Source organism: Roseovarius sp. BRH_c41, from assembly GCF_000961715.1.
Taxonomy (GTDB): domain Bacteria; phylum Pseudomonadota; class Alphaproteobacteria; order Rhodobacterales; family Rhodobacteraceae; genus Roseovarius.
The window spans coordinates 72,463-85,812 of sequence record NZ_LADY01000053.1 but is presented as its reverse complement, the minus strand read 5'-3'; the positions used below and the strand labels follow the sequence as shown (position 1 = coordinate 85,812).

General features: G+C 63.1%; 15 protein-coding genes. 5 read left to right on the top strand and 10 right to left on the bottom strand.

Annotated features, from left to right (window positions below; all coding sequences use genetic code 11):
* Positions 1-5 precede the first annotated feature (5 nt).
* From VR71_RS15630 to VR71_RS25130, 4 genes are all read left to right on the top strand, one after another.
* A complete protein-coding gene (locus tag VR71_RS15630) occupies positions 6-1,415 on the top strand; it encodes a sigma-54 dependent transcriptional regulator (RefSeq protein WP_009818899.1) in 1,410 nt (469 codons plus the stop codon).
* 194 nt (positions 1,416-1,609) lie between these two features.
* Positions 1,610-2,551 carry a sulfurtransferase gene (locus VR71_RS15625; protein WP_045685688.1) on the top strand — a complete coding sequence of 314 codons (942 nt, stop codon included), beginning with the start codon at positions 1,610-1,612 and terminating at the stop codon, positions 2,549-2,551.
* A gap of 14 nt (positions 2,552-2,565) precedes the next feature.
* Positions 2,566-3,702 (top strand): YeeE/YedE family protein, encoded by a 1,137-nt coding sequence (locus tag VR71_RS15620; protein WP_045685686.1) that lies wholly within the window; start codon positions 2,566-2,568, stop codon positions 3,700-3,702.
* Entirely contained in the window at positions 3,699-3,869 is a 171-nt protein-coding gene (locus tag VR71_RS25130) for a hypothetical protein (protein ID WP_009818896.1), read from the top strand. The genes VR71_RS15620 and VR71_RS25130 overlap by 4 nt, the downstream gene beginning before the upstream one ends.
* Positions 3,870-3,878: 9 nt before the next feature.
* Here VR71_RS25130 and VR71_RS15615 read toward each other — a convergent pair whose 3' ends face one another.
* From VR71_RS15615 to VR71_RS15600, 4 genes are all read right to left on the bottom strand, one after another.
* Positions 3,879-5,084, bottom strand: coding sequence for a M23 family metallopeptidase (locus VR71_RS15615; protein WP_045685684.1), 1,206 nt, complete (start codon positions 5,082-5,084; stop codon positions 3,879-3,881).
* Positions 5,085-5,140: 56 nt separating this feature from the next.
* Entirely contained in the window at positions 5,141-5,800 is a 660-nt protein-coding gene (locus VR71_RS15610) for a protein-L-isoaspartate(D-aspartate) O-methyltransferase (protein ID WP_045685681.1), read from the bottom strand.
* Positions 5,797-6,579, bottom strand: coding sequence for a 5'/3'-nucleotidase SurE (surE, locus tag VR71_RS15605; protein ID WP_045685679.1), 783 nt, complete (start codon positions 6,577-6,579; stop codon positions 5,797-5,799). The genes VR71_RS15610 and surE overlap by 4 nt, the downstream gene beginning before the upstream one ends.
* A 72-nt stretch (positions 6,580-6,651) precedes the next feature.
* Positions 6,652-7,305, bottom strand: coding sequence for an SDR family oxidoreductase (locus tag VR71_RS15600; protein WP_045685677.1), 654 nt, complete (start codon positions 7,303-7,305; stop codon positions 6,652-6,654).
* A 108-nt stretch (positions 7,306-7,413) separates the two neighbouring features.
* Here VR71_RS15600 and VR71_RS15595 point away from each other — a divergent pair, with 108 nt between their 5' ends.
* Positions 7,414-7,983, top strand: a complete 570-nt coding sequence (locus tag VR71_RS15595; RefSeq protein ID WP_009818891.1) for a biotin transporter BioY — start codon at positions 7,414-7,416, stop codon at positions 7,981-7,983.
* A gap of 73 nt (positions 7,984-8,056) precedes the next feature.
* Here VR71_RS15595 and VR71_RS15590 read toward each other — a convergent pair whose 3' ends face one another.
* From VR71_RS15590 to VR71_RS15565, 6 genes are all read right to left on the bottom strand, one after another.
* Positions 8,057-8,320, bottom strand: a complete 264-nt coding sequence (locus VR71_RS15590) for a hypothetical protein (RefSeq protein ID WP_045685675.1) — start codon at positions 8,318-8,320, stop codon at positions 8,057-8,059.
* Between the two features lie 155 nt (positions 8,321-8,475).
* Positions 8,476-9,930 carry an amidophosphoribosyltransferase gene (gene purF / locus VR71_RS15585; RefSeq protein ID WP_009818889.1) on the bottom strand — a complete coding sequence of 485 codons (1,455 nt, stop codon included), beginning with the start codon at positions 9,928-9,930 and terminating at the stop codon, positions 8,476-8,478.
* A gap of 125 nt (positions 9,931-10,055) precedes the next feature.
* A complete protein-coding gene (locus VR71_RS15580) occupies positions 10,056-10,505 on the bottom strand; it encodes a DMT family transporter (protein WP_009818888.1) in 450 nt (149 codons plus the stop codon).
* Positions 10,506-10,507: 2 nt separating this feature from the next.
* On the bottom strand, positions 10,508-11,068 hold the full coding sequence (locus VR71_RS15575) for a CvpA family protein (RefSeq protein WP_009818887.1): 561 nt from the start codon (positions 11,066-11,068) through the stop codon (positions 10,508-10,510).
* A gap of 26 nt (positions 11,069-11,094) precedes the next feature.
* The gene (radA, locus tag VR71_RS15570) at positions 11,095-12,459 is read right to left on the bottom strand and encodes a DNA repair protein RadA (protein ID WP_009818886.1); all 1,365 of its coding nucleotides are present in this window, start codon (positions 12,457-12,459) and stop codon (positions 11,095-11,097) included.
* A gap of 55 nt (positions 12,460-12,514) precedes the next feature.
* On the bottom strand, positions 12,515-13,279 hold the full coding sequence (locus VR71_RS15565) for a hypothetical protein (protein ID WP_045685672.1): 765 nt from the start codon (positions 13,277-13,279) through the stop codon (positions 12,515-12,517).
* Between the last annotated feature and the right edge of the window lie 71 nt (positions 13,280-13,350).

Sequence of the window (13,350 nt, the reverse complement as noted above, 5' to 3'; positions counted from 1 at the left end):
GACCGATGAGTGATATTCTGATTGTCGATGACGAACGCGATATCCGGGAGCTGATTTCGGATATTCTGGAGGACGAGGGCTATAGCACCCGTCGGGCGGGCAATTCCGACGAGGCAATGGCGGCGATTGCGGCGGAGCAACCCGGTTTGCTGATCCTCGATATCTGGCTGAAGGACAGCCATATGGACGGGATCGACATTCTCAAGGCGGTCAAGCGTGATTATCCCGATGTGCCGGTGGTGATCATCTCTGGCCATGGCAATATCGAAATCGCGGTCGCGGCGATCAAGCAGGGGGCCTATGATTTCATCGAAAAGCCGTTCAACATCGACCAGTTGATGGTGGTGATCCGGCGCGGCATGGAAACCAGCCGGTTGCGGCGGGAGAATCAGGCCTTGAAGCGGCGGGAAACCGCACCGTCCGAGATGCTGGGCGAGGCCCCTGCGTTTCGCACGCTGATGGGGCAGTTGGACAAGGTCACGAAATCCAATGGGCGGGTGATGCTGTCAGGCCCCGCCGGTTCGGGCAAGGAACTGGCGGCGCGCTACATCCATGCCAACTCGGCGCGCGCCTCGGCCCCGTTTGTCACGGTTGGCTGCGCCTCGATTGCCTCGGATCGGATGGAAGAGGTGCTCTTTGGCCGCGAGAATGAAGAGGGCGGCGTGGTTCCGGGGCTGTTGGAAGAGGCCAACGGCGGGGTGATCTATTTTGACGAGGTCGCCGATATGCCGATGGGCACGCAGTCCAAGATCCTGCGGGTGCTGGTGGATCAGACCTTTTTGCGAGTGGGCGGCAGTGACAAGGTACAGGTCGATTTGCGGGTGATTTCTTCGACCAGCCGGGATCTGGAGGCGGAGATTGCCGCAGAGCGGTTTCGGCGCGAGCTCTATCACCGGCTGAATGTGGTGCCGATTGCGGTGCCGAGTCTGGAGGACCGGCGTGAGGATGTTCCGGCGCTGGCCGAGCATTTCATCGCGATGTTCCACAAGACCCAAGGGTTGACGCTGCGCGTGCTGAGCGAGGAGGCGGCGGCGCTGCTGCAGACGATGCGCTGGCCGGGCAATGTGCGGCAGTTGCGCAATGTGATCGAGCGGGTTCTGATTCTGGGCGAAGGCACGGGGCCGATTGTGGCGCGCGAGTTGCCAAGCGAGAGCGCCGGGGCGGTGGAAGAGGGCCGGGTGGTGCTGTCGGGGGCCGTTGCCACAATGGCGCTGCGCGAAGCGCGCGAGGCGTTTGAGCGCGAGTATCTGCTGACCCAGATCAACCGCTTTGGCGGCAATATCAGCCGGACGGCGGAATTCGTGGGCATGGAGCGCAGCGCCCTGCACCGCAAGCTGAAATCCCTTGGGATCGTGACCGGGGTAAAGGGAACGGGACGCGGCGATGAGGAGGAGGATGCGCAGGCATTTGGGTAGAATGTTCTGACCGGCAAGCTGTGTTTGGAATATTGTTCGGATTGTGTGACCGGGCCGGGATGTTGAGCGCTGCTTGACAGGCTGTCCGGGCCAAGCTCCTTATTTGCTCAAGATTAAGTGAAAGCCCGGTCTGATGCTTGTCGTTACTCTGGCACAAGCCTAGGTTCTGCGACAGGACAGCAAGGGGATACATCATGTTTGACATGTTCAGGAAATTGGGGTTGGCGGCGGCACTTGCGGTCGCACCTTTGACCGCCGTTGCACAGTTGGGGCCGCTCACGGACCCCGACGCCGTGGCACAAGCGCAGGCCACGCAAGAGGTGATCGTGCTGGATATCCGCACAGGCGCGGATTACGAGGTGGGCCACATTCCCGGAGCGCTTCCGGCGCCATACGGTCTCTTTCGGGGACCGGCGGAAAACCCCGGCGAGTTGGTCGCCGAGGCGGCCATGACAGACGTCTTGCGCAATCTTGGCGTGACCGAGGGCAGCCAGATTGTCGTGGTGCATCAAGGCAGCGATCAGACCGATTTCGGGGCTGCGGCGCGGGTCTATTGGACGTTGAAATCAAGCGGCATTCAGGATTTGGCAATCCTCAACGGGGGGATGAACGCCTGGCAACAGGCGGGCAAGCCGGTTGAAAAGGGTGCAGCCAAGACGATCACACCGAGCACGATCACGGTCACATATGACCCGACCTGGACGGCGACCCGCGAGGATGTGAAAGCCATTGTGGATGGCAAGGACAGTGCCGAGTTGATCGACGCACGGCCCGAAGCCTTTTGGAAGGGCGAAACCAAACATGCGGCAGCGGCCAAGCCCGGCACGCTGCCGCAGTCGCGGTATTTCACCCATGATCGTTGGTTCGGTCAGGATGAGCCCGCGTTGATCAAGCCGGACCTGATCCGGGAATTGGCCGCACAGAACGGGTTTGAGGCGGGTGACCGGCTGGTGTCCTTTTGCAACACCGGGCATTGGGCCGCGACCAACTGGTTCGCGCTGAGCGAAGTGGCAGGTATCGAAGGCGTGCGGATGTATCCGGAGTCTATGGTCGGTTGGTCGAACTCTGGCTATGAAATGGCCAATGTGCCTGGACTGTTCCAGAATCTGCTGAACAAGATCACCGGCAAATACTGACAGGAGTTCCGAACATGAGCCAAACCGCCTCTGCGTCCGCTCCGGGGATCCCATCGAGCCCCGGCACCCTGTCGCGTGCCGGGATGCTGGTGGCTGTGGGGGCGGTGGTTCTGGCGGTGGCCCTGCTGGCGGGGCCGCGCTTTGGTCTCTTGTTGCTGATCGGTCTCGGCTTTGGCCTGACGCTGGAGGGGTTCCGCTTTGGCTTTACCGGGCCGTGGCGGCGGATGATCCTCGAGCGGGACGCCTCGGGCCTTGTGGCGCAGCTCATCTGCATTGCCATTGTGGCCAGCGTCGCCTTTCCGCTCTTGGCGGCGAATGGCGCAGAGTTGAAGGGCGCGCATGCGCCTATCGGGCTGGCGATGATCGGCGGTGCATTTGTTTTCGGCGCAGCGATGCAGATCGTGATGGGCTGTGGATCCGGCACGCTGGTCAATGCCGGAAGCGGCAATGCGATAGGCGCCGTGGCGCTGCCATTCTTTGCGATTGGCAGTTTTGGGGGTGCCTATCACCTGACCTGGTGGACCAATCTTGGCAGTATGCCGGTGGTGGTGCTCAGCGGTGGGCAGGGGTTGGCACTCACGTTGATCGGATTGGCGGCGGTGGCTGGTCTGGCGCTCATGTTGGGCAAGCCCGGCTCGTATCGTCTGCCTGCACGCTATTGGGGCGCGATACTGGCGCTGGCGGGATTGGCGATCGTGCATCTGGTTGTCGCCGGTCAGCCCTGGGGCGTGGTCTATGGTCTGGGCCTCTGGGTGGCCAAGGTGGTGGTGGCTGTGGGGGGCGATCTGTCGGGATCGGCGTTCTGGTCGGCACCGGGCAATCAGGCACAGGTGGCCGCAAGTGTGCTGACGGATGTGACCTCGCTCACCGATTTCGGGTTGATTGCGGGGGCGGCGCTGATGGCATGGTGGCGTGCCGGTCTGGCCTCGCCGGTGGGCCTTCTGCCTGCGCGGGCCTGGGGTGCGGTGATCATCGCGGGGCTGGTGCTGGGCTATAGCTCAAGACTGGCGTTCGGCTGCAATATCGGGGCGTTCTTCAGCGGCATCGGCACCGGGTCCGCGCATGGCTGGGTGTGGTTTGTCGCGGCCTTTGCCGGGTCTTGGGTTGGCATCCGGCTGCGGCCCTCTCTGGGATTGGAGACGCGCAAATGATCCGGGCGCATGTAACAACGGCGGTATTGGTTCTTGTGGCGGGGTTCATTGCCTTTGACGCTGGGGCGTCAGACCCGCTCAATCCCTATGGCGCTGTGCCGATGCTGGCGCTTGGATCAGGGATGGCTGCGGCGGGGGCGCATTGCGCTGCCCCGCCGCCAAAGTAATCGCAACGCTCAGGACGATGCCCCGAGGAAGCGCATCGGATCGACACTATCGAACCCGTCGCGTACCTCGAAATGCAGGGCAGGCGTGCCGGTGCGGCGGATCTCGGCGAGTTTTTGACCGCGGGTGACGCTATCGCCCTTTTTCACGGTCAGAGCATCGACGTTGGAATAGACCGTCAGGAGCGAGCCTGCGTGTTTCACCACGATGATCGGTACACCATTCGTGTCCTCGGTTATCGCAGCGACTGTGCCCGCATCGGCCGCCACGACGGGTGCCCCAGGGGTGGCGGAGATGTCGATGCCGTCATTGCGGCCCTTGGAATACTCGCGGATGATGTCGCCGTTGACCGGGAAGGACATACGCGCCGCGGTGGTCGTGGTTTCGGTTTTACCCAAATCCGGGGCGGCGATGGTTTCAACGGGCGCAGCCTTGGGCGTGGTCTTTTCGTCTGGCAGGGGTTTGGAGGCGCTCGGCGGCGTCGGCGTGGGCGAGCCAGCACCCGGCCGCGTGACGGTGACGACATCGGCCTCATTGAACGGTTCGGTCTTCTCGCCCGGAAGGGCGACGGGGATCAGCAGGAACTGACCTTCACGGACCGAGAAGTCAGACCCAAGCCCGTTCCAATCGGCCAAGCTGCGGATCGAGACATTGTAGAGTCGCGCGATGGAAAAGGCGGTCTCTCCGCGCTCGACCTTGTGACGGACCGGCTCCGCGCCGACCTGTGCCGGGGCGGCGGTGCCGGGCGTTGCGGGCGGCAGTTCCGAGGTTGTGATAGTCTGGGAATCCGCACGGCGGATCGCGCCATCGGCGAGAGTGCCGATATCCACGCCCGGAGTGGTCTGAATCGGGCCGCCCAGCGGCTCTGCCACACGACCGGGTAGGGCGATGATCTCACCCGTGCGGAGCGGGTCGCCGGTTTGCATGCCGTTGAAGCGGGCCACTTCGCCGGGGTCGGCACCGATGCGGCGGGCGAGGCTGGCCAGAGTGTCACCGCGCTCGGCCACCGCAACTTGATAGCCGGGGTAGGAGATGATGCCGCGCGCATCCGGTTGCGGACGCGGGGCCGTCGCGTTGCGCGCGGCCTCTGCGGTGCTGGGCGCGTTGCCGAAGGCCCCGCGCACGTCGAGATCCAGCGGTTGGTCGCAGGCGGCAAGGGCCAAGGCCATGGTCGCCAGCAACGGTGCGGAGCGTGGGAATTTGCGCATCTCGATCATCCTCTTGAGTGGCCCCTTGTTGGCCGGGGCCTTGGTTACTGTGTCTCGCGCTCTACTCAGCCGTCGCGTCCCAGTCCCTCGATCAGAGGAACAAAGCGCACCGGGCGCAATTCGTCATAGTCAAATCCGGTCTCATGCCGGGTCACGCGGATCAGCCGTTGCACGGCATCGGACTGGCCCACGGGCACGACCATGATACCCCCGATTTTAAGCTGGGCCAATAGGGGGCCGGGCGGGTCTTCGGCGGCTGCGGTCACGATTATGCGGTCAAAGGGCGCCTGATCGGGCAAACCGAAGCTGCCATCGGCGGTCAGGGCCGTGATATTGGTCAGATCGAGGGCGCGAAAGATCTCTGATGCTTCGCTGACCAGTCGTTTGTGACGGTCGACGGTATAAACGCGGCGGGCCAACTGGCTCAGGATCGCTGCCTGATAGCCAGAACCGGTGCCAACCTCGAGCACCTTGTCGCGGCTGGAAACCTTGAGCGCCTGTGTCATCAGCCCCACCACCGAGGGCTGGCTGATGGTCTGGCCGCAGGCGATGGGCAACGGCATATCCTCATAGGCGCGTTCCGCGAAATAGCCACGGATGAAAGGGCCACGGTCGATCTGTTCCATTGCCGTGAGCACGCGCGCATCGGTCACGCCCTTGGAGCGCAGGGCAAAGAGAAACTGCATCTTGCGTTCGGCAATATGGTGATCGTCCTCGTCGGTCATTCGATCGCCCTGAGCGCCTCCAACGCGTCATGGGCGGTCAGGTCCGCACGCATGGGAGTGACCGAGATATACCCTTGAAGGTTCACATCGGCATCTGATCCGGGGCTGGTGGGTTCGTGCTGGGGGGCGCCCGTGACCCAGAGAAAGCGACGACCCGAGGGCGAGACATGCGGCTGCACCCCATAGCCCATATCGCGGCGAAAGCCCTGACGGGCGGCACGCAGGCCCTTGACCTCTGCGGCAGGTACGGGCGGGAAGTTGATGTTGTAGAAAATACCGTAATCGTCCTTGGTCCAGACACCCTTGTCCAGAAGGCGTTGCAGTGTGGGCAGGCCGTGCACGCGCGCGGCCTCGAATGTGTCGTCAAGATCGCGGTTGCCGGGGCCGTAATACTGGCTGAGCGCCACGGCGGGCACGCCCTGAAGCGCCGCCTCCATCGCGGCCCCGACGGTGCCGGAATAGACCGCGTTTTCGGCGGCATTGTTGCCGCGATTGACGCCAGAGAGCACGAGGTCCGGGCGGGCGTCCTTCATCACGTCATGCAGGCCCGCAAGGATGCAATCGGCGGGGCTGCCCTCGGCGGCAAAGCGGCGCGGGCCCATCTGTGCGATCATCATCGGGCGGGTGTAGGAAATGCAGTGACCAACGCCGGATTGCTCGAAGGCGGGGGCCACGGTCCAGACTTCACCAGTCTCACCGGCGAGGGCGGTGGCGATGTCGTGGAGCACGACAAGGCCGGGGGCATTGATGCCGTCGTCATTGGTGATCAGAATGCGCATCGGCCTGCCCCTTTTTCTGGCTTGGTCTCTGTCTAGCTGCCGAGGGCGCGCGCGGCAAGCACGGGACGCAGCTTAGATCAATTCTGCAAGCAGGCGCGCGGCCTCGTCGCGGGGAAGGGCCAAGGTCTCGCGGTCTTCGCCGGGGTGGAAGCGCGCGCGGGTGGCGGTGGGCATCGGATGGGGCGTGAGGATGTGCACACGCGGGCCGGTCTGCGCGGTCTCGGCCTGCCAAGAGCGGGCGAGGGCGATTTGCGCGGCTTTGGTGGCGCCATAGGCCGCATAGAATTTCTCGCCGGCGTGCGGATCGTCGAAAAAGATCGCTTGCCCGCTGGTGCCCAAGAGGGGCGCTATGAAGGGGATCAGAATCCCGGTGGCGGTCACGTTGCAGGCCACGGATTTGGACCAATCGCCCTCGGACAGATGCGCCACCGGGGTCAGGGGGGCGGCATGCACCGCCGCATGCACCCAAGTGGCAATCGCGCCCCAGCGGTCATGGATCGAGCGGCATAGCTGCGCCATCGCTCCAACATTCGTAACGTCCATCGGTGCCAGTGTCGCCTGACCGCCCGCCGCCTGAATGCGGTCATCGAGATCTTCGAGCGCGCCGGTGGTGCGGGCCACGGCAACGACGTGATGGGTTTTGGCCAGGGCCTCGGCCATGGCGGCACCCAGACCGCGCGACGCGCCGGTCACGAGAGCGATCGGGAGGGAGTTCTGAGTTTCCATGCGTAGGGAAATCCCACCAGTTGCGCGGCAATTCAAGGGCAATCGCTTGACTTTCTCGCACATGCAGCGAAAAAGTCATTTCAGAGACATAACAGAGGGACGCGACCAATGCGCGATACAGTTTTGACCAAGGCCGTGATCGGCCACGACACATTGCTCCGCAAGGCGGGGCTGGTTTTGGGCGGCTCTTTCCTGATTGCAGTGGCAGCTCAGATCAGCGTGCCGTTCTATCCGGTGCCGCTCACGCTTCAGACTTTGGCGATTCTGATGGTCGGTCTGACCTTTGGATCACGCCTCGGCGCGCTGACGCTGCTGGCCTATCTGGCCGAGGGAGCGATGGGCCTGCCGGTCTTTGCAGGTGGGTTGAACGGCGTGGCTCTGATGGGACCGACGGCCGGTTTCCTGTTTGGGTTTGTTGCCATGGCCTATCTTGCCGGTTTGGCCGTTGAGCGCGGCGTCGCGCGGGGCGTCGTGTCCACGGCGATTTGTGGCGTGGGGATTTCGGCGCTGCTCTATCTGCCGGGTCTGGCATGGCCTGCGGCGATGCTGGGCAAGAGCGCGGATGCGCTGTGGTCCGGTTGGATGGCCCCCTTCCTGCTGGGGGATGTGGTCAAGGCCGTTCTGGCGGCGATGATCGTCACCGGGGCAACCGCCCTGGTCCGCGCGCGCAAGGGCTGAACCAGCTCCAAAGCGTTGAAACAACGAACGCCGCTCCTGCATGGGAGCGGCGTTTTTCTGTGCGTCGTGGGGATCAGGAGGCGGGAAGGCTGAGCCGTTCGCTGCGCCCACCGTCGCGCGCGAGGATCAAGACCCCCTCACCGATGGCGGCGACTTTAGCGCTGCCAAGGTCGGTGCCAATTTTAACGGTGTGCACCGTGCGGCCGATACGCAAAAGCGCGCGGGCGTGGTCCGGGCCATGCAGGGTGCCAATCAGGGTCAGACGTGCGTCCGGCAGGGCCGCGCGATTGGTGGCGGCATCCAATGTGGCGGCGGGGGTTTCTGTGTGCTCTGTCACGCGTACCTCTTTGTGCAATGCTCAAAGGGGCGTCTAGACGGGTGCTGACGGGGGAGAAAGAGGGCGGGTTTGGTGTCGGCGGAGAGTTGCCGCAATGCAGCAACGCCGCGCAAAGACCCGCTCAGCCGCCTGAGTGACGGCTGAGCGGCGGGCTCTTATTCGGCGGCTTTCAGCTCGAAACCCTTGTCGATCATGTCGGACGGTGCAACGGGATATTCGCCGGAGAAACAGGCGTCGCAATATTGCGGGCATTTGGTGTTGCGCCCGCCTGCCTCGCCCACGGCACGATAGAGACCGTCGAGCGAGATGAACTTGAGACTGTTGACCTGCAAATGGTCGCGCATCTCGTCCTCGGACATGGTGGCGGCGAGCAGTTTTTCCCGCTGCGGTGTATCCACCCCGTAAAAGCAGGGCCACGCGGTAGGCGGCGAGGCAATGCGAAAGTGCACCTCGGCGGCCCCAGCATCGAGGATCATCTCTTTGATCTTGCGCGAGGTGGTGCCGCGCACGACGCTGTCATCCACGAGGATCACGCGCTTGCCCTCGATCAGGGCGCGGTTGACGTTGAGTTTGAGACGCACGCCCATGTTACGGATCTGTTCGGTGGGCTCGATAAAGGTGCGGCCCATGTATTGATTGCGGATGATTCCCATCGCAAAGGGAATGCCTGATTCGTGGCTGAAGCCGATGGCGGCTGGCGTGCCGCTGTCGGGCACGGGACAGACGAGATCGGCATCAACAGGGGCCTCGCGGGCCAGCTCTACACCGATCTGATGGCGGGTTTCATAGACCGAGCGGCCCCCGATGATCGAATCAGGACGCGAGAAATAGACATGTTCGAAGATGCAGAATCGCGAGGACTGGCGGCGAAAGGGAAAATGGCTCTCGACGCCACCCTTGGCCGAGATGACGACCATTTCACCCGGTTCGATTTCACGGACATGGCGCGCGCCGATGATGTCGAGCGCGCAGGTTTCCGAGCTGAGAATCCAGCCCTCTCCCAATTGACCCAAGACCAAGGGCCGCACGCCCAAGGGATCACGCACGCCAATCAACTTGGTGCGGGTCATGGCGACGATTGAAAACGCGCCTTCGACCCGACGCAGCGCATCCTCCATCCGTTCGGGGATATTGCGTTGGAGCGAGCGGGCCATGAGGTGAATGATGCATTCGGTGTCCGAGCTGGACTGAAAGATCGAGCCGCGCTCGATCAGTTCCTTGCGCAGCGCAATAGCGTTGGTGATGTTGCCGTTATGGGCAATTGCCGCACCGCCCATGGAAAATTCACCGAAAAAGGGCTGAACATCGCGGATCGCCGCCCCTTTGGAACCAGCCGTGGAGTAGCGGACATGGCCGATGGCCAGCGGGCCGGGCAGCCGTTCCATCAGCGACTGGCTGGTGAAATTATCGCGCACATACCCAAACCTGCGTTCTGAATTGAAGCCGAGTTCAGGATCGTGGCTGACGATGCCGCCAGCCTCTTGGCCGCGATGTTGCAGCGCGTGCAGGCCGAGGGCCACGAAATTTGCCGCATCGGTCAGACCGATTGCGCCGAAAATTCCGCATTCCTCCTTGAGTTTGTCATCATCGAAAGGGTGAGCGGGGGGCATTTGTTTGGGCAAAGCGGGCAGCTCCGAATCCGTGGATATCGCTTGGGCGTGTCATACGCCCTCAGGCCGGACATGTCACGAAACTATCACAGATAACGTTGGGACGCGATGCGGCCCGTTCCAGATCAGAAGCGCGAGAGAATGACACCTGCCCCGACCAAGAGCGCGGCCATCACGCGGGTCAGCGACAGATCCCTCGCGGCGATGCCGAAGGCACCGATGTAGTCGAGCACCATTGCGCCGACGATCTGTCCAAGGATCAGCGCCGCCGTGGTGGTGAGCACGCCCAGAACCGGCACGCTCCAGAGCGAGGCCCAGACAAAGAAAGCGCCAAGCAGGCCGCCCAGCAAAAGCCAGAGCGGGGCGAGGGCCGCGCGCCCAAAGGCGGCGCTGTCGCCAGAGAGGGCCACCAAGAGCACCAGCGCCACAAAGCCCACGCCAAAGGAAACAGCCGCCGCTGCAACGGAGCTTTCGATGGTGCGCCCAAGGGCCGCGTTGAGCGGCGCCTGAATGGCGATGGCCAGCCCGGCCACGGCCATCAGAATGAGGGCGAAAACCGGGCTTTGCGGCAGCATGTTTACTGCGGAGCCTCGCATTTGCCGATCAGATCCTCGTATTGCCGGGTGATCCAGCCCAACGCCTCGTCGGGGTTGCGATCCTCGATCTTGCCGGTCAGTTGTGAAAAGACCCGCGCCGAGCGGCTGTCGTCGATGATCTGGATGGATTGTGAGGAGATCACAGTCTGATAGACGAAATAAGCGATGGCGATGAGCAGCACACCGCGCGCTACGCCAAAGACAAAGCCAAGCCCTTGGTCAAGACCGCCCAGAACCGAGCGTTGCACCAGCGAGGAAAAGAGCGGCGTGATCAGCGAGGCGATGATGAGACCCACGGCAAAGACCACCGCGAACGCACCGATCATCGACAATTCACAGCTATCGGCGATGAATTCGCCAACCACCGGGATTTCCTTGACCAGCGGTTCCACCTGCGGCGCGAAGATAAAGGCGAGGAGGCCCGCCACGACCCAGCCCGCGATGGCCAGAGACTCGCGCACGAATCCGCGCGAATAGGCCAAGAGCGCCGAGAGCACGATGAAAAGCGCCACGACGCCGTCGATGATGGTAAAACCTTCCATATGCCTCTTCCTGTCCCGATAGACGCCTAACCTGCGCCGAATATGTCACCTACGAATGTGGTCAAATCCCCCATATGGGTGAGTTTGAGGCCACTGTCGCCCGCCGTCTTGCCACCCGACGGGGTGATCGCGGCTGTGAAACCAAGTTTTTGCGCTTCTTTCAACCTGTTTTCGGTCTGCCCCACCGGGCGCAGGGCCCCGGATAGGCTTATTTCGCCGAAAACGACCGTATCTGCCGGCAGGGCTTTGTCCTCGCGTGCGCTTAGAAGGGCGGCGGCGACCGCAAGATCGGCGGCGGGTTCGCTGATCTTGAGGCCACCCGCGACGTTGAGATAGACATCAAGCCCGGCAAAGGGGATGCCGCAGCGCGCCTCGAGCACTGCGAGAATCATCGCCAGACGCGCGCCGTCCCAGCCGACAACGGCGCGGCGCGGTTGAGCATGGGGCGTGGGCGCGACGAGCGCCTGCATTTCGACAAGCAAGGGCCGCGTACCCTCGATCCCCGAAAAGACAACCGAGCCGGGAGTGGGCGCGCCGCGCCCCGAGAGAAAGAGGGCAGAGGGGTTGGCAACCTCGGCCAGCCCCGCACCGGTCATCTCGAAGACGCCGATTTCATCGGCGGGGCCAAAACGGTTCTTGACGGACCGCAGGATGCGGAATTGATGCCCGCGCTCGCCCTCGAAATAGAGCACGCAATCAACCATGTGTTCGACCACGCGGGGGCCGGCGATCTGGCCGTCCTTGGTGACATGGCCGACGAGGATCACGGACGTGCCAAAGCGTTTGGCAAAACTGGTCAGTTCATGCGCCGCAGCGCGGACCTGAGACACGCTGCCGGGAGCAGCCTCGACCGTGTCGGACCAGACGGTCTGAATCGAGTCGATGATCACGAGATCGGGTTTCTCGGATTCGAGCGTGGTCAGGATGTCGCGCAGCGATGTGGCAGCGGCGAGTTTGACGGGGGCATTGCCCAAGCCAAGGCGCTGCGCGCGCATGCGGACCTGAGCGCTGGCCTCTTCGCCGGAGATGTAGAAGGTCTTGAGGCCAGCGCCCGCAAATTGGGCGGCGGCCTGCAAGAGCAGTGTGGATTTGCCGATACCCGGATCGCCGCCCACCAGAACCGCGCTGGCAGGCACAAGGCCGCCGCCCAGAACGCGGTCAAGCTCGCCGATGCCTGAGAGGGTGCGGGGCGGCGGGGCCTCTTCGGTCGAGAGGTCCGTGAGGGTGAGGGGTGTGCCGCGTTTGCCGCCCAGTGTCTTGCTCTTGGGGCCGGTCGAGAGCGGCGCTTCCTCGATGATGCTGTTCCATTCGCCGCAGGCGTCACAACGCCCCGACCAGCGGTTGTGAACCGCGCCGCAGGCCGTGCAGGTGAAGGTGCCGGGTTTTGCCATATGCGCCTGATGCCCCAAGCGGCGGGCGCGGTCAAATGCGAAACCTCTGGTGCGGTTATTCCGCCGCCTTTTGGGTGATGTCAATCACGGTGCCGTCGTGGCGCAGCATGTCTTCGAGCCCCAGTTCCGGCAGCATGTCGCGCAGGTCGTCGCGCAGACGTTGCAACTGGCTCGCAGCGACGCTTTCCTCTAGCTCGACCTCGTGGGACCAGTGTTTGAGTTCGCGGGTGATTTGCTTGGCCTGATCCAACCGGGCATTGAAGGCCTCGACCTCTTGCTGGCGCTGCGTGAGGAAGTTGCGGGCGCGGGCGATACGGTCGTCGGAATAGACCTGCGCCAATTCGCGGCTGATATGGGACATTTGCGCCGCCACCTCTAAGAGGTCCGGCTCTAGCGTGCCGAGATCGGGATGGTCGCGCAGGTAGGCGAGACGTTCGCGCACCGAGTCAAATTCCGACGAAAGGCGAAAGAGCCCGGCACGATCCGCCGCATGGGCTGCGTGATAGGCGCGGGCCACGTCCTGCATCCCGATGTTAAAGCGCCGGTGCGAGGTTTCGAGCGCCATGATGCGGGCGTTGGTCGGCAAGTAGACGCAGAGCAAAATCGCCAGAATCGTGAGGCCGATCTGCGCGAATTGGCCTGCGTTGTGATAGATCACGCCGCCAAAGCCCACGCTGAAATCGAGCCAGGGCAGGGCGCCCACGCTGGCGGCAATGGTGGCAGCGCTCAGGGTGAGCGCGCAGAGCAGAAGGGTCAAAAAGGCAATGCGTTGCAAAATGGACTGTGTCAGCAGCGCTGCGGATCTAAAATAGTCGGTCATGACTTCCCCCCTCGAAAGATCATTTCCAATATAAGCAAGTTTACGCCGATTGCTCGAAAGGCAAAGGATTA